The 22659-nt window shown below is 56.9% G+C and carries 19 protein-coding genes; 8 read left to right on the top strand and 11 right to left on the bottom strand.

What is annotated here, in order from left to right; genetic code table 11:
• Window positions 1-169 precede the first annotated feature (169 nt).
• The 4 genes from JTM80_RS01095 (at window position 170) to JTM80_RS01080 (ending at window position 4846) form a co-directional block, all read left to right on the top strand.
• Complete coding sequence (locus JTM80_RS01095) at window positions 170-379, top strand: hypothetical protein (RefSeq protein WP_172353769.1); 210 nt, start codon at window positions 170-172, stop codon at window positions 377-379.
• 549 nt (window positions 380-928) lie between these two features.
• Window positions 929-2032 (top strand): amino acid ABC transporter substrate-binding protein, encoded by a 1104-nt coding sequence (locus tag JTM80_RS01090; RefSeq protein WP_172353768.1) that lies wholly within the window; start codon window positions 929-931, stop codon window positions 2030-2032.
• Window positions 2033-2354: 322 nt separating this feature from the next.
• Window positions 2355-3539: an amino acid ABC transporter permease gene (locus JTM80_RS01085; RefSeq protein WP_172353767.1), complete on the top strand. Its 1185-nt coding sequence runs from the start codon at window positions 2355-2357 to the stop codon at window positions 3537-3539.
• 92 nt (window positions 3540-3631) lie between these two features.
• Window positions 3632-4846, top strand: coding sequence for an amino acid ABC transporter permease (locus tag JTM80_RS01080; protein ID WP_172353766.1), 1215 nt, complete (start codon window positions 3632-3634; stop codon window positions 4844-4846).
• Between the two features lie 307 nt (window positions 4847-5153).
• Here the strand turns inward: JTM80_RS01080 and JTM80_RS01075 are convergent, their stop codons facing one another.
• The 4 genes from JTM80_RS01075 to JTM80_RS01060 all read right to left on the bottom strand — a co-directional run bounded on the left by JTM80_RS01075 (window position 5154) and on the right by JTM80_RS01060 (window position 9234).
• The gene (locus tag JTM80_RS01075) at window positions 5154-5348 is read right to left on the bottom strand and encodes a hypothetical protein (protein ID WP_172353765.1); all 195 of its coding nucleotides are present in this window, start codon (window positions 5346-5348) and stop codon (window positions 5154-5156) included.
• A 369-nt stretch (window positions 5349-5717) separates the two neighbouring features.
• On the bottom strand, window positions 5718-7379 hold the full coding sequence (locus tag JTM80_RS01070; RefSeq protein ID WP_172358761.1) for a SulP family inorganic anion transporter: 1662 nt from the start codon (window positions 7377-7379) through the stop codon (window positions 5718-5720).
• Window positions 7380-7527: 148 nt separating this feature from the next.
• Window positions 7528-8028, bottom strand: a complete 501-nt coding sequence (locus JTM80_RS01065) for an N-acetyltransferase (RefSeq protein ID WP_172353764.1) — start codon at window positions 8026-8028, stop codon at window positions 7528-7530.
• A gap of 249 nt (window positions 8029-8277) precedes the next feature.
• A complete protein-coding gene (locus tag JTM80_RS01060; protein WP_172353763.1) occupies window positions 8278-9234 on the bottom strand; it encodes a methylated-DNA--[protein]-cysteine S-methyltransferase in 957 nt (318 codons plus the stop codon).
• 361 nt (window positions 9235-9595) lie between these two features.
• On the opposite strand from JTM80_RS01060, the gene JTM80_RS01055 reads away from it, so the two are divergent.
• The 3 genes from JTM80_RS01055 to JTM80_RS01045 all read left to right on the top strand — a co-directional run bounded on the left by JTM80_RS01055 (window position 9596) and on the right by JTM80_RS01045 (window position 12778).
• Entirely contained in the window at window positions 9596-10363 is a 768-nt protein-coding gene (locus tag JTM80_RS01055) for a hypothetical protein (RefSeq protein ID WP_172353762.1), read from the top strand.
• Between the two features lie 381 nt (window positions 10364-10744).
• A complete protein-coding gene (locus JTM80_RS01050) occupies window positions 10745-11458 on the top strand; it encodes a TetR/AcrR family transcriptional regulator (RefSeq protein ID WP_205370403.1) in 714 nt (237 codons plus the stop codon).
• A 1038-nt stretch (window positions 11459-12496) separates the two neighbouring features.
• The gene (locus JTM80_RS01045) at window positions 12497-12778 is read left to right on the top strand and encodes a response regulator transcription factor (RefSeq protein WP_172353760.1); all 282 of its coding nucleotides are present in this window, start codon (window positions 12497-12499) and stop codon (window positions 12776-12778) included.
• Window positions 12779-13143: 365 nt separating this feature from the next.
• Here JTM80_RS01045 and JTM80_RS01040 read toward each other — a convergent pair whose 3' ends face one another.
• From JTM80_RS01040 to JTM80_RS01030, 3 genes are all read right to left on the bottom strand, one after another.
• A complete protein-coding gene (locus JTM80_RS01040; RefSeq protein ID WP_172353759.1) occupies window positions 13144-13398 on the bottom strand; it encodes a YkvA family protein in 255 nt (84 codons plus the stop codon).
• A 230-nt stretch (window positions 13399-13628) separates the two neighbouring features.
• A complete protein-coding gene (locus tag JTM80_RS01035; protein WP_172353758.1) occupies window positions 13629-14444 on the bottom strand; it encodes a TlyA family RNA methyltransferase in 816 nt (271 codons plus the stop codon).
• A 248-nt stretch (window positions 14445-14692) separates the two neighbouring features.
• Window positions 14693-14926, bottom strand: a complete 234-nt coding sequence (locus JTM80_RS01030) for a hypothetical protein (RefSeq protein WP_172353757.1) — start codon at window positions 14924-14926, stop codon at window positions 14693-14695.
• A gap of 223 nt (window positions 14927-15149) precedes the next feature.
• Here JTM80_RS01030 and JTM80_RS01025 point away from each other — a divergent pair, with 223 nt between their 5' ends.
• Window positions 15150-16295, top strand: a complete 1146-nt coding sequence (locus JTM80_RS01025) for a DegT/DnrJ/EryC1/StrS aminotransferase family protein (RefSeq protein WP_205370402.1) — start codon at window positions 15150-15152, stop codon at window positions 16293-16295.
• A 30-nt stretch (window positions 16296-16325) separates the two neighbouring features.
• On the opposite strand, the gene prfB is transcribed toward JTM80_RS01025, so the two are convergent.
• From prfB to JTM80_RS01005, 4 genes are all read right to left on the bottom strand, one after another.
• Window positions 16326-17451 (bottom strand): peptide chain release factor 2 gene (gene prfB / locus JTM80_RS01020; RefSeq protein WP_205370401.1). Its coding sequence is split into 2 segments (ribosomal slippage): window positions 16326-17375 and window positions 17377-17451, totalling 1125 coding nucleotides; the frame shifts between segments, so codons are not numbered across the junction.
• Window positions 17452-17714: 263 nt separating this feature from the next.
• Window positions 17715-20249 carry an HD family phosphohydrolase gene (locus tag JTM80_RS01015; protein ID WP_205370400.1) on the bottom strand — a complete coding sequence of 845 codons (2535 nt, stop codon included), beginning with the start codon at window positions 20247-20249 and terminating at the stop codon, window positions 17715-17717.
• 235 nt (window positions 20250-20484) lie between these two features.
• A complete protein-coding gene (gene dacB, locus JTM80_RS01010) occupies window positions 20485-22077 on the bottom strand; it encodes a D-alanyl-D-alanine carboxypeptidase/D-alanyl-D-alanine-endopeptidase (protein ID WP_205370399.1) in 1593 nt (530 codons plus the stop codon).
• Window positions 22074-22445, bottom strand: coding sequence for a hypothetical protein (locus JTM80_RS01005; RefSeq protein ID WP_172353753.1), 372 nt, complete (start codon window positions 22443-22445; stop codon window positions 22074-22076). The genes dacB and JTM80_RS01005 overlap by 4 nt, the downstream gene beginning before the upstream one ends.
• Window positions 22446-22659 lie beyond the last annotated feature (214 nt).

Below are 22659 nucleotides of genomic sequence, written 5' to 3'. Positions count from 1 at the left end.
GGCACAAAATTGACAGATTCCATGCCTTCATCATGCCCAAAATTTATCAAGTTTCTCCGTCAATTGTTACGGCATCCGTCACAATCTGTGTCGTCTTGTGTTCACAATGCACCAGCGACAAACCGGGTGGGTATGGTATAGAAAATGAAGAAAACCTTAAGGAGGCGGTATGAGTCCTCTAATGCTCCGGCATCTCTGGATGGTTGTAGACGAAGCGCAGTCGAGCGTATTGCTTAGCTTGGATGACCACAGCCTCACCAAGTGGTTAATCGGGCAGTTTTATCAGGGGCGATCGCTCAGCCCCAGCGAATCTGACCTCCTCAGCGAATACATTCGCACACGCATTCCGCTCATTCGTGAGATGGCGCAAGGACGCTAGGCGACCCGTCATTGACCTACTGCTTAACGACCTACTGCTTAACCCATCTCGCGCTCATGGGTTGTTAACCTCGGTCGTTAATCTCAGCGATCTAATCGAAATCGCCCCTAAACTGACCAAACGCTGCCAGATGCAGACCATCTGCCCCAAGGCTCTTCTGCCCCAAGGCTCTATAGAAAAGTAGTTTACAGCCATCCCAACATCGCTCTGTAGGACTCTGTAGGACTGAGTTAAGTGTGTTAGCCCTAGCCTGAAGCTTTCAGTCGCAGGTGGGCTTAGTTTCAGGTACCAAATACCCGATTCTGTCAGCAAGTTGTCTCCCGTTTTACGAACCCATGACAACCCCACTAAACGTATAGTAGTATACAAACGGAATTCCGGAAGCAGTAGACTGTTAAGAAAGTTCAAAGCAGTAAGTTGGAAGAGCGTTGATCTGCGTCCTGGCAGATGCCAGGTTTTGACTATGGATGTGCTTCTTCCACGCAGATTGCTACCCTGACGTTTTCCTAAAGTTCTGTTGAAGTTCTGATTGAAGTGAGTGAGACAACTATGCGTAAGTGGGGTTCTTTGCTGCTGGCAGCCAGTCTGTCGGTAGCCGCAATCTCTGCCTGTACCTCAGCGCCTACGAATACTGCAAGCTCGCCCGGTGCTGAAGGCGCATCTCCAGCGGCAACTGCTGCGGGCAGAAGCCGACTTGACATGGTGAAGGAGCGGGGTAAATTGATCTGCGGCGTTGAGGGGACGATTCCTGGATTTAGCTTCGTTGACCCCAGCGGCAACTACTCTGGGCTAGATGTGGATGTCTGCCGCGCCGTGGCCGCTGCGGTTTTTGGCACATCGGAAGATATCGACAGCAAGATTGAATATCGAAACCTCGATTCTACGGCTCGTTTCCCAGCGGTGCAGAACGGCGAAGTGGATATGCTGTCTCGTAACACCACTTGGACGGCTAGCCGAGATGCGGCGGGCGGAAACGGTCTGGAGTTTGCGCCGACCACTTTCTATGACGGTCAAGGGCTATTGGTGAGTAAGGCCAGCGGCATCCAAGATGTGGCCGGTCTAGCAGGCAAGTCGGTGTGTGTGGAAACGGGAACGACGACCGAGCTAAACCTGGCCAGCCGCACCAAAGAAGCAGGTGTGACGATTAATGAAGTAAAGTTCCAGGACTCTAATGCGGCGATCGCCGCTTTCTCGGAGGGTCGCTGCGATGCCTTTACGTCTGACCGTTCTCAGCTTGCCGCCAAGCGCACCTCCCTGCCCAACCCTGACGACTACGTGCTGCTCGACGTGGTGATGTCCAAGGAACCTCTGGGCCCAGTGACCATCAACGGCGACTCTCGCTGGTATGACGTGGTGAAGTGGGTGACGTTTGGGCTGATTCAGGCAGAGGAGTTTGGCATTACCCAGGCCAACGTCGATCAAATGAAGCAAGACCCGAACCCCGACATTCAAAACTTCCTGGGGGCACAGGGTGAATTGGGTAGCCAGCTGGGTCTGCCTGCCGATTTCATGGTTCACGTTATCAAGGCGGTTGGCAACTACGGCGAAATCTACGAGCGCAACGTGGGCAGCGGCTCTGAGCTAAACATTTCTCGCGGCCCCAACGAACTGTGGACCAATGGCGGTCTGATGTACTCTCCGCCATTCCGCTAAAGTCTGCGCCGTTTTTCAAACACGCTGGAGGGCAGGTTTCGTCAACATTCAATCCGTCACAGCAGGCGGCTATGTTGCAAAGCCTGCCCTTCCTGGTATCTTTTCTGCAAAGGGCGAATTCTGAGGGGCGATATTGATTTTCGATTTTGGGTTTGCGATTTTGGATTGCCAGCTAAGGGGCTGCGGGGCTGCTGGCAATTTCATTCGTAGCGCCACTTAGAAGAATTGATAGACGCTCCGGTCAGTCCATTTGATGACGTAGTTTCTCAAGCGCATTTCCTCGCGTATTTTCTCCAAGTTTCCAGAAACAGAGCAGGTCGGCATGACGCACTCTTCTGACGGCACCGAAAAGATTCCCTTTTGGCGAGACGACCGGGTCTGGCGAATCATTATCCAGTTGGTTGTGCTGGGTGTTGTAGTGCTAATCGGGTCGATCCTGCTTGGCAATATGTTCCGCAACCTAGCGCAGTTGGGGCGGCAGTTTGACTTTGGGTTCCTAAGAAACCAGGCCGGCTTCAACATTGGCGAAACCATCGTGCCTTACCAGACCAACGATCGCTACTGGTGGGCGCTGGTGGTGGGTTTTTTGAACACGCTGCGGCTGATTTTGGTGGGCTTTGTGCTGGCGACGGTGATTGGGGTGCTGGCAGGAATCGCCAGTTTCTCTGACAACTGGCTGTTGCGTAAGCTCAACGTGTTTTACGTGGAAATTGTGCGGAACGTGCCGCTGCTACTCCAGCTTTTTTTCTGGATTTTTGTGGTGTTCTACAGCCTTGCGCCGCAGCGTAGCCTCAACGACCCGCCGACTCCGCTGCTGGGCAAGGGCTTTATTAATAAGGCCGGGCTGTTTATTCCTTGGCCCGCAAACAATGCAGGCGACTGGCTGGCGCTGCTGGGGGTTGTGCTGGGGGCGATCGCCGCTTTCTTCATCTGGCGCTGGCGCATCAAGCTGATGGAAACTGCTGGCGCATCGGGCAAAACGCAGCAGTGGATTTTGATTGGGCTGGCGATCGCCGGTCTGCTGGTTCTGCTGTTTGGCATGGAGTGGGAAACACCGGCCCTGGGCGAAAACAACAGAATTACCGGCGGCTTGAGAATTTCGCTGGAATACGCTGCTGTGCTGGCTGGGCTGTCGTTTTACACGGGCGCGTTCATTGCGGAGATCGTTCGAGCGGGCATCCAGTCGGTGTCGAAAGGACAGTGGGAAGCTGCCCGCGCCTTGGGGCTGCATACTGGGCTGGCGATGCAGCTTGTTGTCTTGCCCCAGGCCCTGCGGGTGATTATCCCCTCCCTCAATAGCCAGTACCAAAACCTGGCCAAAAACTCGACCCTGGCGCTGGCGATCGGCTATCCCGATTTTTTCTCCACCTTTCAAACCACGCAAAACCAGACGGGACGCGCCGTTGAGATGATTCTCATCCTGATGGCGGTGTATCTCATCATCAACTTAGCGATCACGACGCTGATGAACCTGCTCAACCGCGCTGTCCAGCTTAAGGAACGCTAGCCGCTGCGCCTGATGTCCCTGGTATCTGATTTAGATATCTGATTTAGAAGGCGATCGCCAAAACTCCCTTTCTTACTCCCAAGTTCTAGACCATGACCACCAGCTACCCCCCCGCCTCTACTTCCCCCCCACCCATCGCCCAGGTCGGCCCTGTCGCCTGGATGCGAAAGAACCTGTTCAATAGCTGGTTCAACAGCATTCTCACGATTCTGCTGGTGTGGCTTTTGGGCAGCACGGTGATTAACTTCGTGCGCTGGGCCTTTTCGCTGGCGCAGTGGGAGGTGATTCCGGCAAACCTGCCGCTGTACTTTGTGGGGCGATTCCCCGCGAGTCAGTATTGGCGGGTCTGGGTGTTGGTGGCGCTACTGGCGGCGCTGGCGGGGCAGACCTGGGGCATTTTGGCAAAGGCGGCTCCGCGTTTGTTTAGCCGTCCCGTGCTGATTGGGCTGGCGATCGCCGCGCTGACTGCCGTCATTTTTCCCACGCCGCCCCTCTATCGTCTGCTGATTTTGGGCGTTGTGCTGCTGGTGGCCGCGAGCGCCTGGATCGGCTGGCAAATCGGCAGCAAGACCCCCGGCTTTGGCAAGTGGCTGGCGCTGGCCTGGGCGATCGCCCTACCAATTGCGTTGTGGTTACTATTAGGCGGCTTTGGGCTGCGCCCGGTGAACATCAACGATTGGGGCGGGATGCTGCTGACGGTGTTTGTGTCGGTCATCAGCATTTTGCTGTCGTTTCCGCTAGGCATTTTGCTGGCGCTGGGCCGTCAAAGCACGCTACCCGTGATCCGCTGGCTGTCTACGGCCTACATCGAAGTGGTGCGCGGGCTGCCGCTGCTGTCAATTTTGTTTTTTGCATCAGTCATGGTGCCGCTGTTTATTCCGGGCAATATTCGGCTAAATCTGGTAATTCGCGCCATTATCGGTCTAACACTATTCACGGCGGCCTATCTAGCGGAAACCATTCGCGGCGGGCTGCAATCCATCCCTCGCGGCCAAACCGAAGCCTCCCGCGCCCTGGGACTCAGCACGCCGCTGACGCTGGGGCTGATTATCCTGCCGCAGGCGCTGAAGGTGTCGATTCCGGCGATCGTGGGTCTATTCATCAGCCTGCTGCAAGACACAACGCTGTTGCTGATCATCGGACTGTTTGAGCTATTGGGCATCAGCCGCGCAATTTTGGCAAACCCGCAGTTTATCGGGCGCTATGCCGAGGTGTATTTATTCATCGGGCTGATTTTCTGGGTGCTGTGCTACGCCATGTCCTGGGGCAGCCGCAAACTGGAACAAAGCCTGAATACGACGCACTGAGGCTGGTAGTCCAACAAGATACGTTAGCGACAGAGCAACGAAAGGGTAACGAATTCTGCAAGACCTGGTTCTGCTCTTGTTGCTCTTACTGCTTCTATTGCTCTGACCAAGAAGGGCGAGGGAGCAGGCTCGAACGCTCCTGCCCCCGTCATCCCCAATTTGCTGCCTAGCGCACCAGCACCGTCATGAACTTATCTTTGGCAAAGGGCGCGGGTACGATGGGCGTGAACTTTACCCGATCGTTTGCGATCTTTTTCACGTAGAACTCGTTCATCAGGTGAATGACTTGGTCGCGTGTGCCGATGATTCAGACCTGCGGGCGCTCGTCCAGGGAAGACCGGGGAGCCGCGCCGCCGTGGGATTCGGACATGGGCGGGGTTACAGAAACGCTGGCGGTTGCGCGGTCAGTGGAGTTGGCTGCGGAACTTGCGGAACTTGCAGAAAAATCCGCAGCGAAAACGGGTTGCTGCGCGTGCAGCCCGTCGTTGCGTTCGGGAGACATAGGCTTTTCCTCGCTTGTGATTGGAAGCGGGTTTGGGAAACAAACAGGTTACCCACCGGAAAGGCATCCGATGGGAGGGAAAGGCTCAGGGTGTGGCGGTTTCCCAACCACTTGTCAGCACTTGCGAGGCGAATGATAATCATCAAAGCTTGGCTCCTGCCCCGACAGGAGTTAGGTTAGCTGGTTAGTTCGTGCTGGTTACACGGCTAATCAGAGCCTTCACCCTGAACCGGACAACCTCTACTGGAACTGAGAGAATTTAATTCCAGTGCCAGATACGACAGACCAAACTCTCGTAGAACGCAAGTATCAAACCCCAAAAATTCTCCAAATTTCTGTAACTTGATATCAACAACAGCACCCTACGGATTAGCGGCTCTTTCTGCCCTCAAATCCGGCGATCGCCGTGTGTAGCGTCAGGTAAATTCGGTCGGCTCCGATTTTCTCCAGCAGCCCCGATCGCCGCAGTTGGGCGTAGAGGTCTTGCTTCACCCGCGCCAAGGCGAAGGTGATGTGGCGGCTGGCTAGCTCGTCGCAAAATTCCGAGAGCATGTCGGCGGCGGTGATGTCGATTTCGGCGATCGCCTCCGTGTTCAGCACAAACCACTCGACGGGAACCCGCTCTGCGGCGATCGCCCCCAGGGCCCGCTGCTTGAAGTCTTCGGCGTTGGCAAAGCAGAGCGGCGCATCGTAGCGATAGATGACCAGACCAGGAATCGTGACTGCGCCGGGCCAGTCGTCGATGTCGTGCAGGCCAGGCACATCGGGCACGGTTCCCAAAACGGCATCGTGGGGCCGCGTGATGCGGGCAAACAGGTCGATCACCGATAGCCCGACGGCGATCGCCACGCCGACCAAAATATCCGTGAGCAATACGCCGAATAAAGTGGCGATCGCCAGCAAAAACTCGCTCTGGCGAAACCGCCTCAGCCGCTTCAGTTCGGGAATTTCAATCAGCTTGGTGGCGGCATAAATCACGATTGCCCCCAGCGCCGCCTTGGGAAACAGCGCCAGCAGCGGCCGCAAAAATAGGAGTACAACAATAACGACTCCGAAGGCCACCAGCGAAAACAACTGCGACTTGCTGCCCAGGGAATCGCCAATTACCGTGCGGCTGCCGCTGCTGCTGACGGGGAAGCCCTGCATCAGCCCTGTGCCCAGGTTGGCCGCGCCCAGCGCCAGCAATTCCTGATTTGCGTTAATTTCGTAGCCGTTGCGCGTGGCGAAGGCGCGGGCCGTCAGCACGTTGTCCGAGTAGCCCACCACCGCAATGCCCACCGCCGCCCCCAGCAGCGAAGGCAGTTCCGACAGGCTGGCCAGGGGCAGCGCCAGATGCGGCAATCCGGCGGGAATTTCGCCTACCACGGCCAGGCCCTGTCGCTCTAGATCCAGCAGCGCCACCGCCGTTGTCGCCAGCAGCACCGCCAGCAGCGGCCCCGGAGCCGTGCGCCACCGCCGCTGGATGCCAAACAAAAACGCCAGCACCAGCAGCGACAGGAGAAACGTGGGTCGATGAATCTGGTCAAGCTGGCTGAAAAATTCGCCAAACTGGCCAAACACGTTGTCCGACTGGATGGCCACGCCGCTGATTTTGCCCAACTGCCCGCCGATCATGATCAGCGCCACGCCGGCCATGTAGCCAATCAAAATCGGCTTGGAGAGCAGGTTGGCCAAAAAGCCCAGCCGCAGCAGCGAACCCGCTATGCACACCAGCCCCACCAGCAGCGCCAGCAGTGCCGCCAGGGTGGGATAACTCTGGGGCGAGCTGGCTAATAGAGGGGCGATCGCCGCTGCGGTCATTACGGCGGTTGTGGATTCCGGCCCGACGGAAAGCTGGGGCGACGACCCCAAAACGGCGTAAATCAGCATGGGTGGCAAAATGGCCCACAGCCCCGCCACTGGCCCCACGCCCGCCAGTTCGCCATAGGCCATGCACTGGGGAATCAGGTAGGCCGCCACTGTTGCCCCCGCCAGCACATCGCCCCGCAGCCAGTCGCGGCGATAGGCCCGCAGCCGATGCAGCCCCGGCATTGGCAGGCGATTCGGTTTCAGCAGGTTTGACTTGACGGCCACGGCAGTTCCTCTGGTTGCGACGGGTTAAGAAGAGATTAAGTCGCACCCTCTAGCCTAACGAAAAGGTGTCTCGGAATACCGTTATTCGCCGTTTTAGTAACCCTTCTCAGTAAACCTTTTCAAAATAATGGGTGTCTGGCATGTCGCGGCGCTGCCCCAGATCGACCCAGCCGCGCTTTTGGTAGAAGGCGATCGCCGCCAGATTGGTCGGACTGGCGCTGAGGCGGGCCCGGCCATAGCCGTGCTGCCCAAAGAACTGAGTCGCGTATTCATCCAGCCGTGCCCCCAGCCCTTGTCCCCGATATTCTGGAGCCAGATAAAACAAATTCACATAGCCCACGCTGGCATCGCGCTTCCAGCAGCCTAGCTCGATTTGCCCAATAATTTGCCCGGTTTTCCACAAATGCACGCAGCCGTCGGGCAACTCCGCAATCCGCTGCTCCAGCCACCGCAAATACTGCACGGCCCCGGCTCCATTTGGCTCGTAAAACCGCTCCGCCGACCCAAAGCTGCACACAAACGCATCCGCCCTGAACTGCACACACACCTGATGGTGTTTCGCCAGATCAATGGGCTTGAACTCGAAGGCAGCGTCGGAAGAGGGCATGTTGCAGAGGACAGTTTGCAGAGGTCAGTTTGCAGAGGTCAGTTTGCAGAGGTCAGTTTGTAGAGGTCAGACATTTTATTGAGCGTTTTGGGCAAAAGAAGGGCGATCGCCCCTTTAGAAACCTGAATTGCAGCGCAGGACTCCCGCTGCGTTGCACAAGCATTTCATGAGCATTTCATGAGCATTGCAGAATACTTAGCCAGCGATATTTACCCCCACGCAATTCCTCAATTTTATTCCAGGTGTAGATTAGCAGGGCAGATTAGCGGTGGGGGGCTGGGGGTCTTGCTGCGTCAGTCCTGCTTCAGAATCCGTTTGGCTGGCTTCCCAACTCAGCAAGGCCGACTTGCGCGACAGCCCCCAACGATAGCCGCCCAGCTCGCCCGACTCGCGGATGACACGATGGCAGGGAATCAGCAGCGCTACGGGGTTGCTGCCGATGGCGTTGCCGACGGCGCGGCTGGCGGTGGGGCGACCGAGGTGCTGGGCGATTTGCCGATAGGTGGCCAGGCTGCCGGGGGGAAGCTGGAGCAGCGATCGCCACACCTGAATTTGAAAATTGGTGCCCTTGACCCACAGGCTGATGGGCTTGGGGTTGTCGAGCGGGTTCAAGAGGCGATCGCCCACGGTCTGGGTCGCGGTGGGGTCGTAGCGCAGTGCGGCATTCGGCCAAAGCCGTCGCAGTTCCGCTTCCCCAGCGGACTCGGCAGCGTCCAACCCATCCAAAAACAGTAAATTGCATAGGCCCCGTGGGGTCATCGCCACCAGCGCCCGTCCAAACCGCGTCGGGTGAATACCGTAGACGATTTCCAGTCCTGCGCCGCCGGCCTTATATTCTCCGGGTGACATTGCCTCCAGCGACACAAACAGGTCATGCAGCCGCCCCGGACTCGACAGCCCCGCTTCCAGGCTCAAGTCCAGCAGGTTCTCGGTTTCCGCAATTTTGGACTTGGCATATTCCAGCGTCAGATATTGCAAAAAGCGTTTGGGGCTGATGCCTGCCCAGCGAGTAAATAGCCGCTGCACATGGGATTCGCTGAGGTGGAGATGCTGGGCTACGGCGGCCAGGTCGGGCTGTTCGACCCGGTGCGCCCGCAAAAAGGCGATCGCCGCTGCAATGCGCTGATAGTCGTCCAGATCGTCTCCGGCAACCGATCCTGCGACTGATCCGGCGACCGAGATTGGATGGGGTTGGCGCGTGTTCATTGCCGAAAATTTGCCGAAAATTTGCCGAGAGTTTGCCGAAAATTTGCCGAGAGTTTGCCAAGAACTTGCCAAGAATTTGCCAAAACCTGGCCGAGAACCTGCCGAGAATTTGCCAAAAACTTGACTAAACTTAGCTCAATCTAGCGATCGCCCCTGGCAAAACTCCACCCGATTTTTGCAATCCTGCGCCGCAAGTCCCCAAAAACACCGAGTAATCGCATTTTCTCGGAATCCTCTCCGTAGATTCCGTCAGGCACTTGTTTTCCTGCAACAGCTAGCCTCGGATTAGCTGTTGCAATCGTTTCAGGACTCCTGCTGTTTTGAAACTGCTGCTTCAGGGTTGCTATTTTCACAAAGTTCTATGCGTTTTTCCCAGCTTCATCAACCGCTCCGCTGGTTTGCACTGACTGTTTTTTCCGCCTCATCGATCGCCCTGGTTTCGCCACCCCGCGAATGGGCTGCCACCGCCCAAACCACCAGCCAGTCCGTGAGTCCAGAGATGGCCCAGGCTATGCTGCAACAGGCCGTGTGCCTCAACGACTGGAGTCAGGCAATTTACGCGGTGAACTTGCTGATCGGATCGCCCAGCACCGCGCCCGCCCTGCGAGAGCAATGGGTTCGCTATCGTCGGCAGCTTCAGGAATACCAGACCCTCCGCAGCAGCTTTGACCTGAGCAATACGCCAGAATGTGCAGGGGCGATCGCCCAGGCCCAGCAAGCCGCTGCCGCTCAGCAGGTCGCCCGTGCCCAGCCGCTCGACTGGGATCGCGCCACCGCCGGATTCCGCCAGTCCAGCCCATCCCACCCCCAGACGAGCGCCGCCCCCACAGGACGCAGCACAACAGCCTCCAGCACCGCCCGCAGCAGCGCCAACAGAAGCGGCGGGAACGACTGTGCAGACCTGATGAACCCCCGCAGCGGCGAACGTCGCGTCTCCACGGGTTCCGCCAGCAGCCGCTGGAACTACGCTATCTTCCAGGCATCAAGCAGGCAATATTATCTGCGCTATTGGGAACAGGCAGACTGCACCCGTCGAGGGGAAACTCGCTCGTTTAGCACCGAGCGGGAGGCGTATCGAGCGTTTATCTGTGAGCATGATCGAGAAAGGTGCGATCGCCTCCCCAACTAAACCCAGCGTAAGTCCCACAAAAATTCAGAGCATCGGGCAGAAATCGTCATAGACATAGCCAAATCTGCTCGATGCTTTTATTTAAGCTAGCTTAAGCCAGTTTCTGAGCAGCAGGATAGAGTCATAATCGATGTCAATCGTTGTTTATTCCGAATCTTTGTCCTGGTTTCCTGCTTTGTGCTTCTGGCTAATCGCGCTAGGCTTATCACATGAGTCTTTTATGGAAGCCGCGTCGAGTTGCGATCGCCCGGCTTTTCTTCCGTAAGCATCCGAGGCCGTTGATGGCCTGAAGGAAACAAACCGAGCCATTCAAGGGACTACGATAAATATATCGAACGCTTGATATACAAAAGACTGGTTTTGAATCCCCCACTTTAGTCAATGCCAAAGATTGTTGACCACGAAGAATATCGCAAAGAGCTGCTGAGCAAATGCTTTGAGGTGATTGCTGAGAAGGGCTACAACGCAGTCACCATGCGACAAATCGCTCAGCGTGTCGGGGTTTCTACGGGCACGCTCTATCACTACTTTCCCAGCAAGGAAAGCCTGTTCGAGCAGCTTGTGGGTTTTGTTTGCGAACAGGACTCCTTCGAGTTTATGTCCCGCACTGCCCACCTGGAGAGCGTTTCAGAGCGTCTCAGGGTGGGGTTTGAGCTATTGGCGGAGCGGGAGGAATACTTTCAGCACCAGACGCTGATGATGCTGGACTTTGCCCGCCAACTCAGCCTGGAAGAGGTGAACTGCAACGAAACGCTGCAAGGCTCGGTGGAGGGTACAGAGCAGGGCATGATGCACTGTCTCGGCATTGATGACATTGAACTGGTGCGCTTTTTGGGCAATTTTGTAGATGGACTGCTGCTGCGGCGATTGTATGTGGGCGATCGCACGTCGATCCCGCGCCAGGCCGCGCTGCTCGGTGAAATGCTGCAAGCCTATCTCGCGTCCAAGCAAGCCGCCCCCACTGAACCCTCCGTTGAACCTCCTGTTGAACCCCCCGTTGAAATCCCTGACCAAGCCCTTAAGCAAACCCTAGAAAAAAAGCTGAGCAAAGAACTGGACACAGCCGCGCTGGTGGGCCAGGAGGAGCGCAACTAAGCCACCCTCAAGCGTCCTTGAAACCTTCTGCGGTGGTGGAGTTTGGGGCTAAACATGGCCGCCTGTGGTTTGTCTGAATTTTTTCAAAAAGGGAGTGACAAATTGAAACAATGCGCCTATATTGTTTTATAACTCCTGTTCGATATAAATTGTCCTGGCGATCGCTCCGGCCTGGGTTTTGCCTAACTGGACTGCGACGGGTCAATCAACCTTCAAGTTAACGAGCTTTTAAGTGCGAACGGACACCTCGATTAGTTGCCTTATTGAGAATTTTAGGAGTCTGAAACCCTCCTTTTCTCGTAGCCATTCTCAAGAGGATCTGAATTTTTCGAGGTGCCCGAGCTTTTAAGTACAAGCTTTCAAGAAGTTGGTTAAGGAACCGGGTTAATGCCCGCGCCTCAAGAGTCTGATACTTGTTCGAGAGTCGTGTTCAGTCCGTACTTCTATCAACACTGATTCGCCTCCTGGAAATCTTGGCCACCCCCCTTTCCCCACCGTCTAGCTACTGTGTACACACAGTCTTCTATGCTTGAGCGGCGATGCTTTGCTCCCCCCTTAACCTCCCTTAAGTAAGGGGGAACCGGAGCCGAACCCAGAGTGACCCAAAGCGGGGAGAACGGGATCGGAAGTCCCTCTTACCATCGGAAGTCCCCCTTGGTAAGGAGAACCTGGGGGGATCTTTCGGGGCCTTATGCAAACAATCGAGATGGGTGTACGCAGTAACGGCTGTCTAGAGAGGTTTGCATGACTTGCTGACACTCTCTAACTTGTAGAGAACTTGCAGAGGAGTTTGTTTGTGCGTCTCGATTTGCATGTCAATCGTTCGATTGTCGATGCTAGAAATAACGACCGTTCGATATACAAAAAATCGCTTCGTCAATTTTCGTTCACGCTTAACCGCGACCCGCTGATGCCCTTTCCAAAGCCCGTGCGCTCCTAAGGTAACGCCGTGCTGGCTCGCCCAATTCTGGTTTTGCTTTCGGTCAGCCTTGTCCAAAAGATTGGCTACAAAATTTCTCCAAGAGCAGGTGTTCTTCTATGCAACCCATCAGTCCGTCCCCACTTGCAACGCCTAACCTAAAACTCGCGTTTCTCCCGGTCAAGCAGGCCCGTCGCCGAGCATCTAGCGTCCTTTCGGTGCGTGAGCAAGAGGTGCTACAGCTTATCGTCGATGGATGCCGCACATCTGAAATTGCAAAACGACTACACCTCAGCCAAAACACTGTAAAGGTTCACGTTCGCAATATCTTTAACAAGTTTGGCGTGAATGATCGCGTGCAAATGGTTGTCCATGCATTTCGGAATGACCTGGTTCACTAAGTAAATGATCCTAATTCTTTGCAAGTCAGGACTTACGCACTTGCGATAGGCTCTTTGGGTTTTGGACGATTTTTCGCGGGCTGCGTCCGCGAAAAATCGTCCAACTGCGTAAGTCCTAGCAAGTATTTGTAGGATGTACTAGCGCCAGCGTAACGCATTAAAGCTTTTCGGGTCAGTGCGTTTTTGGAAAGGCTTGTTCTAATAAAAAAGCGCCATCAACTGGGCGCTTTCGGGTGTGAGGACTCAGTACAATAACTCAGTGAATAGGACTCAGTGAACAGCGGAATAAGCGAAACATTCATCGATCCATTCAGCCTCAGGAATTGGGAGAGAAAAACTGCCCAATTCCTGATCTCAGAGCTAGATTACGCTTCCGCTTCGGTCGGCTCTTGCTGTCTTTTGGCTTTGTATTGCAGCACTGCCTGAGACAGTTCTGTTGCAACTAGCGTGATGAGCAGCGCGTCATCAATTTGTCCCAAGAACGGGATCATATCTGGGGAAAAGTCGAAGGGGCTGATGAGATAAATCAGCGATGCGCCGACGATCCACCAGCGGTACTTGGGGTTGGCAACCAGCTTGCGAAGCAACCCATAAAACGGCTGAGCAAAAAATTTCTTCATTTCAGTGACTCGATTCGCTTGACCACGACCTTACGTTATTCATCATCGCGGATTGCCCAGGGTTTTGAAAGCGCTTAAAGGTGCGGTTTATCGGGCTATTTTGGGGGTGAAAACCAGTCTTTGGGTGAGGGATGGGCGAGAAATTTTGGATTTTGGATTAGGGATTTTGAATTAGGGATTTTGGGCAGCATTCGTTTGCTGTCTAATTCTTGGAACCTGCCTGCTGATTCCTAATTCCTCAATGCAGAGTGTGCAGCTTGCGCCAGCGCTTTGAGGGCGGCGGCATCGGGGGGCGATTCGGTGCTGTCTAGGTTGAGCCAGAGCAGGTATTCGAGGTTGCCTGCGGGGCCGACGAGGGGCGACCAGGTGAGATTGGCGTAGCGCCAGCCGAGGGTTTGGGCAGCGGCCAACACCTGGGCGATCGCCCCTGCTTGGTCAGCCGCCTCTCGCACCACGCCCTTTTTGCCAATTTTTTCTTTGCCCACTTCAAACTGGGGCTTCACCAGCAAAATCACGTCGCGGGGAGGCTCCAGCAGGTTCCACAGCGCGGGTAGCACCTTGGTCAAAGAGATGAAGGATACGTCTACCACGCCCAAATCGGGATGTGGATCGGCTGGGCCGTAGAGGTCGGCGGGCGTGAGGTGGCGCAGATTGGTGCGTTCGCGCAGCACCACGCGCTCGTCTTGGCGGATGCTCCAGGCGACCTGACCATAGCCTACGTCAATGCCGTAGACTCGCGCCGCGCCCGCTTGCAGCAGGCAGTCGGTAAAGCCGCCAGTGGAAATGCCGCCATCCAAACACACGCGCCCTGCAACCGGGATTTGAAAGTCTGTCAGTGCCTTGGCTAGCTTTTCGCCGCCGCGAGAAACAAAGGGCGATCGCGCTTTGACTTCGATCTGGGCAGTTGGGTCAATTTCCGTGCCCGGTTTGTCGATCACCTGCTGGTTAACCCGCACTTCGCCAGCCCGGATCAGCCGTTGTGCCTGCTGCCGCGACTCGCACAGCCCCAGTTCTACCAGTTGTGCGTCCAGCCGCTGCCGCGCCACGCAATCGCCCCCCAAGAGTGCCCATGTCGATTTTAGATTTTAGATTGGGGATTTTAGGATTTTGGATTTTGGATCGTCCTGCTAAGAGATGCCGGGATTCCCATCGATCATGGAGAAACTTGGGCAGCCGCGTTCCTCTACTTCTAATCAATCTCACTGATCAACGTTATTGATCAGCCAATAGAGGCTTTCCCTCTTCGTTCTTCCCTCTTCGTTCTTTCCCCCTTCCCTCTTCCCCATGCCGCTGATCACCCGATAGAGGATATTAGCTTTTGCACAGCATGGCTAGCTTGATACCACAGTTGGTCAGGGTTTAGCCCAAACACCAGCTTCACCAAAAACAGCAGGATCAAAATTGAGATGGCGCTGCTAATTAGCGACCCGGCAACGCGCAGCAGCCAGCCCAGCAGGGGTAGTGCGAGGGCGATCGCCCCTAGGATGAGGGCTAGAGTCAGGGCATCTTCTGGAAAGTGCAAGTTCATGGCAAAGCCTTGGTGCAAAATGGTTCAGATAGACTAGCATTTTCTCTGAATCAGCGGGTGTGCAGGGCGATCGCTTTTGGGGGCGGGGTTTGGAAGTTTTCTTTAAGAAACGCTGACTGGCACCTGGCACTTGCAAGAACTGCCCTATCTGGGGATCTCGCAGCCGTGAACTTACGGGAAGATAGAGTCTGAAGGCTAGTCCATCTCTTTTTGGTGTAGGCGAGTGAGCGTGATTCCCCCTCTGGATCTAACACAGCAATTTCAGACCATCAGCGCTGAGGTGAATGAAGCAGTGCTGGCGGTGCTGGCTTCGGGTCAATATATCAACGGGCCGCGGGTGCAGCAGTTTGAGCAGGCGTTTGCGGCGTACATTGGTACATCGGAGGCGATCGCCTGCAATTCTGGAACAGACGCGCTCTATCTGGCGCTGCGGGCGTATGACATCGGCGCGGGGGATGAGGTGATCACCACGCCGTTTACCTTTATCGCGTCGGCAGAAACCATTAGTCAGTCCCAGGCAACGCCTGTCTTTGTGGATATTGACCCGGCCACGTTTAACCTGGATCTGGCGCAGGTCGAAGCGGCAATCACGCCCCGCACTCGGGCAATTATCCCGGTGCATCTGTTTGGGCAGCCTGTGGACATGACGCGGCTCATGGCGATCGCCCAGGCCCACAACCTGATTGTGATTGAAGACAGCGCCCAGGCGGCCGGGGCCGAGTGGAACGGGCAGCGAGTGGGCAGCATTGGGCAGGTCGGCTGCTTTAGCTTTTTCCCTACCAAAAATCTAGGAGCCTGCGGTGATGGCGGCGCGGTGACGACGAGCGATCCGGCGATCGCCGCTCGGATTCGCGCCCTGCGAGAACACGGCAGCCGCACGCGCTACTATCACGACGAGATCGGCCTCACCAGCCGTCTGGATGCGGTGCAGGCGGCCATTTTGCAGGTGAAGCTGCGGTATCTGGAAACCTGGAATGAGCAACGACGGGCGATCGCCGCTCGCTATACAGAACTGCTCCGCCCGATTCCGGGTGTGATTCCGCCGTTGCCTATTCCTGGCGGCAAATCCGTCTGGCATCAGTACACCATTCGCCTGTCGCCGCTGCCTGCGGGAACTGTGGGTGGAGAATACCGCGATCGCGTCCGGCAGTCTATGCAGCAGCAAGGCGTTAGCTCAATGATCTACTATCCATTGCCGCTGCATCTGCAAAAGGTCTACGAACCGCTGGGCTATGGCCCCGGCTCCTTCCCTATCACGGAGCAGCTTTGCCATGAAGTCCTATCGCTGCCCATGTTCCCCGAACTGACCCCAGAGCAACAGGAGCGGGTCGTCTATGCCCTGAAGGATAGCCTGAATCCTCAGGGATAGCTGGAGACTGCTGCCTCCAAAAAACCTGCCCTAAACCTCCGCTTGGCTGACCAACTGATTCTCCTGCCTGAGGCTGGCTTCAATAAAGGCATCCAGTTCGCCGTTCATGACATCGGTTACGGCGGTGGTTTCGACGTTTGTGCGAACGTCCTTCACCATCTGGTACGGGTGAAACACGTAGTTGCGGATCTGGTTTCCCCAGGCTGCTTCTACCATGTCGCCCCGGATATCGGCAATTTCTTTGGCGCGTTGCTCTTTGGCAATCACCAGCAGCTTGGCCTTCAGACGGGCCAGGGCTTTTTCCTTGTTTTGAAGCTGCGATCGCTCTTCGGTGCAGCGTACCAAAATCCCCGTCGGCAGATGGCGCACCAGCACCCCCGTTTCCACCTTGTTCACGTTTTGCCCGCCCTTGCCGCCAGAGCGCATGGTGGTAATTTCCAGGTCTTTTTCGGGAATGTCTAGCTCTACGGAGTCGTCGAGAATCGGCATCACTTCCACGCCCGCAAAGCTGGTCTGCCGCTTGTCGTTGGCGTTGAAGGGCGAAATCCGCACCAGGCGATGAGTCCCCTTTTCGTTTTTCAAATAGCCATAGGCGTAGCGCCCGTCAATTTCTAGCGTGGCAGATTTGATGCCCGCTTCGTCGCCCTCCGACAGTTCCGACAGCGATACCTTATAGCCGTGGCTTTCGCCCCAGCGGGTATACATCCGCAGCAGCATCTCGGCCCAGTCTTGCGCGTCGGTGCCGCCTGCGCCAGCGTTAATCGTCAGCACGGCACCCCGGTCGTCGTATTCGCCAGAGAGCAACTGCTGAAGCTCCCACTGGTCAAGTTCGCGGCTCATCTGGCTGAGGCTGTCCTGCGCCTCTTGCAGCAGCGATTCGTCAGATTCCAGTTCCAACAGTTCCAGCACTGCCTGGGCATCGTCCAGGGTGGTTTTCCAGCGCTGCACCTGCTCAACGTGGGATTTTAGGTCGTTGAGTTCTTGCAGCACTCGCTGGGCCTGGGCCTGGTTGTCCCAAAAGTCGGGCTGCGAGGCGACCTGCTCTAGGTCTTGAATTTTGGCGTTGAGGGCAGGCAGGTCAAAGATAGTCCTGGGTATGACCCAGGCGATCGGACAACTGTTCGATGCTGCGCTTGATGTCGGACGAATCGATCATTGGGGTTTAGAGGTAGAAGAGGGTTTGGTTGAGTCTTGGGACAGGTGGTGAAGCGGCGTTGAATTCAGGTATTGCCTCACCGTTGATACCTGGACAGGGTTGAAAGCTAGGTCGTTGATTGCCCTAAGTCGATAGCGCTCCAGCCCAGTTCCCCCCTTTTTAAGGGGGGCTAGGGGGGATCTTTTTAAGGAGGCAAGGGGGGAGCTTTTAAGGGGACTAGGGGGATCAAAAGGCTATAAAACACACCCTAATCCCTGGAATTCTCATTTTACCTCTGCGGCTGGGGCTTTGGGGGCGGCGATCGCCTTCGGGTAGGCAATCCGCTGGTGGTTAAACTGTTGCCACACCTGCACAAAGACTTCGGCAATGCGGGGCATTTCTGATCGCTCTAGGCCCGAATCGACCAACTGGTTGTCTTGCCAGCGGGCGTAGAGGATGCGGTTGACCATCGCCAGCGCGTCTTTGGGCGTGGCATCCTTGAGCGATCGCAGCGCAGCTTCGCAGGAATCGGCCAGCATCACAATGCCCGTCTCGCGGGATTGAGGAATCGGCCCATCGTAGCGAAAATCTGCCTCGCGAAGGATGAGCGATGGATTGGCTTTGACGCGCTGCTGGGCCTCGTGGAAAAAGTAGCCGACCAGCATCGTGCCCTGGTGTTCGGGAATAAAGGCGCGGATGGCGCGGGGCAGGCGATAGCGGCGGGCCATGGCCTCGCCTTCGGTGACGTGCTTTTTAATAATGCTGGCGCTCACCCAGGGGTCGTCAATGCTGTCGTGCTTGTTAGGCCCGCCCATCTGGTTTTCGATAAAGCCCAGCGGGTCGTGCATCTTGCCAATGTCGTGATACAGCGTTCCTGCCCGCACCAGTTCTACATTGCAGCCCAGTTCGCGGGCCGCTGCCTCCGCCAGCGTAGACACAAACAGCGTGTGCTGAAAGGTGCCAGGAGCTTCTTCGGCCAGTCGCTTGAGTAGCGGCCGGTTGGGGTTCGACAGTTCCACCAGCCGAATCGGGGTCACCAGGTCAAAGGCTTGCTCCAGGTAGGGACTGATGCCCAGCGCGACGATGCTCCAGGCAACGCCCAGCAGGCCCTGCGTCAACGAGGCCATGAGGATGGTGTACCAGACAATGCCGCTGCCGCCGCTGACGATCAGGCTCAGCAACAGATAGACCAATCCCTGCGTTAGCCCGATGGCTCCGCCCAGCAGGGCGAGTTCTTCGCGCGATCGCAGTCGGCCCGCCATCACCGCCCCCAGCAGGCTGCTGACCGAGCTGGCAAAGAGATGGCGACTGCCCACATTCATCCCCAGCGGCAGGGCCAGGCTGAGAAACGCAGCCACCGTTGCGCCTAGCGGCGATCCGTAGAACGTGCTGACCAGCAGCCCTACGGCGGGGAGCGTCGTAGTCGAGGCGCCAAACGCCAGCAGCACCGGGGTACTCAGCACCAGCAGCATGACCAGCACATAGTCGCGCCGTCGAAAGCCGGGGTGAAAGCGCCTTTCCAGCAGGAGAAATGCCGCCACGCCGCCGCTCACCAGGGCCGCGAAGCTGGTCAGCCCAAACCAGTTAATGCCGTGCTGGCTCAGCCCAAAGTGGTCGAGCAGCACAAAGCCTTCCTGGGTAATGACATCGCCCTGATCGACAATCACCTCGCCTCGACGAATCGTCACCATGACTGGCTCGACTGCCTGGGCAACCTGCTCTGCCTGGAGTCGAGTTTGGGCTGGGTCTTGGATCAGGTTTGGCTCGATGGCAGAAATCAGGAGCGTGCTAGCCAGGGGCAACGTGTTGGCGGGCAGGTCGGTTCCCATCTGAATGCGAATGGCATCTTTCAAAATGCTGTTTGGCAGACCAGGCGCAACTCCCTGGGTGAGGATTCGTTCGAGGGCGCGACGGATTTTGACTTTGGTATCCAGCCATTCGGTATCAGAGAGTTGTAGCACGGCAGGAGAATAGAGGCTGGCTCCTGCTTCCGGCGTGTTTGACAGCTCCGCTAGGGCGATCGCATAGTTTTGGCGGGCCCGCACGATGACTCGCTTTAGTGCCGAAAAGTCTTCTTTCGACATCGAGCGTCGCTGATTTTGCAGTTCCAGAATGGCAAGCTGCTGAGCCGACCGCGACGACGGCTCGCGTCCGCTTGAGGTTGCCGGAGTAGAAGACAAGGGCAGGCGGCTTGCAGTTGACTCGACGGCCGCAACGATCGATTCCCACTCTGCCTTTGAGGTTTGCCGGAGATAGGATTGCGTCGCAGTCGATAAAGTACCTGTAGAGATGTATGGGAAGGGCCCGGCCATCTGGCGCAGCGCGTCCCCTTCGTCTAGGAGGCGCTGAATGGATTGATAAATGCGCTGATTGACCGCCGGATCGATCATCAGCACAGGTAGCGCACCCAGGCGGGCAGCCATCCGCTTTTCTTCGGTTGACTTGCTATCTAGCACCGTTGCATTCTCCGGAGCCCGCAGCGTTTGAGGAGCAACGGTGCCCACGGCAAGCTGAGGCTCGTTATAGAACCGATAGCCAATCACGCTCGTCAGCGTCAGCACGGCCAGCAGCGCATAGGCCCGGGGATAGGCACAGGTCGAAGAAAAGGAAGACTTGCGACGACGAGCCGGGGGACAGAGCCAATCTTGCCCTAGCCGAGCCGCTTGGGAAACCTGGAGCCACAGACGGTTGGCATATTCGCTAGAAAAACGAGTCGGCGGGATACCAGCTTGCTTGCTAGGGCGCAGACTGCCTGGCTTAGAGCGATGTCTTTGCCGCCCCGGTTCAAACTGTTTGGAAAATCCTCGGAACAGTTTCATCAGCGCACCAAGTGGCACTTAATTAAAGGGCTGTGGCGATCGCACCAAATACGAGACGATTTTTTCTTGGAAAGAAGAAACAGGAATTCTTAACCGATGGGTCAAAACCCCAGAGCCATCTCGCCTGCTACAGATCTCTAGTATAAGCGAGAGGTTTCTTTACAAGAAGATAGAGCAGGGGTGCTTCGTGGGGCAATGGGGGAAAGCACTTTGAAAGCACTTTGGGGGATGCGTTTTACTCGCAGGATTGTACCCGCGCCATTCGCAGCACCAGCTCGTCCATCGTTGGGCGGACGGTTCGCACAGGCTGGTCAAAATGATTGACCAAGATGCTGATCGCCAGGGGCGGATGCTGGGGCGGCTCTAGATAGCCCGACAGTGAGGCGATGCCGCTGATGGCTCCGGTTTTTCCCCAGAGCCTTCCCTGCACGGGCGTATTGCGGAAGCGGTTTTGAAGGGTGCCACTGCTGCCGGCTACGGCCAGCGAGTCGCGAAACACGCGGGCGTTGGGAGTGAGGGCGATCGCCCTCAGGGTTTCCACCAAGGATTCTGGGCTGGCCAGATTTTTGCGGGCCAGTCCAGAACCATCGACAGGGGCGTAGCTGTCGGCGGATACGCCCAGTTGGGTCAGGGTTGCTTTGAGAGCCGTGATTCCGGCGGAGAGACTATTGGCGGACTGATTGGGCAATTGCTCTGCGCCCAAAATTCTCAGCATTGCCTCGGCGTAGAGGTTTTCGCTGTTGGCGTTGGTGGGTTTGAGCAATTCCGACAGGGGGGCAGAGGCGATGCTGGCGATTTCGGGTTCCGTGAGGCGGGTGGGCGTGGTGGCGATCGCCACTGGGCCAAGCACGATGCCCTGGTTGCGGAGCGAGCGCCGCAGTCGGTTGATGAAGTGGCGGGTTGGATCGGTGACGGGGATGATTTCTGGCTCTGCGGCGCTGCCGACCCGCAGTTGGCCGCCCACCCGCAGCAGCAGTCGGTCAAAGGCGCGGCGGACGGCTGTAAATTCGGCTTCGCTGGCGGCGACAGTGCGAGAGCGATTGTCGATGGCCCAGCCCGCGCCATCGGCCGGGTCGCGCCACACGACGCGGAGGGGCTGCCCCAGCGCTTGGGGAACCAACTGGAGGGCGATCGCATTGCCATCCACCATCACGCTGCTGACGGGTGCGCCGTAGCCCGCCTGGGCATCTTCCCAGTCCCAGTTGGGGTTTACCTCGTCGCCCTGGAAGTAGGAGGTATCGACCGTCAGGCGATCGATGCGGGCGATGCCCTGTGCCCTGAGTTGTGTGGTCAGCGCATCGAGTTGGGCAGTGGTGAGCGTAGGGTCGCCGCGCCCCACTAGCCGCAGCCGGACTTGCCCTGCCTCTGCTGCTTCTGCCGCACCGCGGTCGCTTGCGTCGCGGTAGAGAGAGGTGCGAATGCGAAAGGCGGGGCCGAGGGCCGTCAGCGTGGCCGCTGTGGTGAAGACTTTGGCATTGGATGCAGGAATGAAAAACTGGTCTGCTTCGCGGGCATAGAGCGTTTTGCCCGTGTCGAGCGATCGCACCAATACGCCCCAGCGCGATCGCGGCACAGGCTCTGCATTCAGCAGCGCGTCCAGTTGCCCTGGCAAATCTGTCGCACAGAAACTGCCGGGAGATTGGGCGATTTGGGGATTTTGGATTTTGGATTTTGGATTTTGGGTAAGGTCTGGTTTAGGAACTTGGCTTTGGGCGATCGCCGTGGACAGGTTCCCACTGCCCAACAGCGCCAAGAGCGCGGCGAAGACGATCGGGGCCTTCTGGCTGCGGTGCCAGCCCTGCCAGCCGCCCTGCCATCCGACGCTCAAAGCCGCTCCTCCAGGGGCTTGCAGAAAGTCTCCACGCCCGTTTTTTGTACGTAAATGGCAACCAACGTCGCCAGATCAACGGGCAGCACCATTTCGGCTGCTAGAAGCTGGATGCCCAGGGCGATCGCCCCTGTTTCCAGGTGACCTCGAACACCGGACTGGCAAACGTAGACCCGCCAGCGCTTGGCAAAACCATCGAGCCAGCCTTCCGACTGATCGGGTTCCTGTCCTTCCCGCAGCGCCAGGGCGATCGCCGCATCTTCCAAATCTCCTTCGCAATCTTCCAGCATGGTCAATGCTGCCAGGGCCTCAGGATTTTCGGCTAGCTCGGCGCGATAACGAACCAATTCATCAGGCGAGACAATCATGCAGGATTTGGGCAAACGTAAAAGGGTGACGACTCTGGTACATCATAGAGCAGCGTTGAGCAGCATTGGGAAAGACGCGCCGTGAGTCTTCAGGAACCCAATGACTAACGCGGCTTGCTGCAAGCCTGCGGCACTCTTGCGAGGCACCAAAGTCGTCAACTATGAAACACTGCCAGATAAAACACTGCCAGATAAAACACTGCCAGACCCTGCC

The organism is Thermoleptolyngbya sp. PKUAC-SCTB121 (assembly GCF_016919485.1).
In the GTDB taxonomy this organism is placed as follows: Bacteria; Cyanobacteriota; Cyanobacteriia; order Elainellales; family Elainellaceae; genus Thermoleptolyngbya; species Thermoleptolyngbya sichuanensis.
This window is presented reverse-complemented; position numbering and strand designations above follow the sequence as displayed.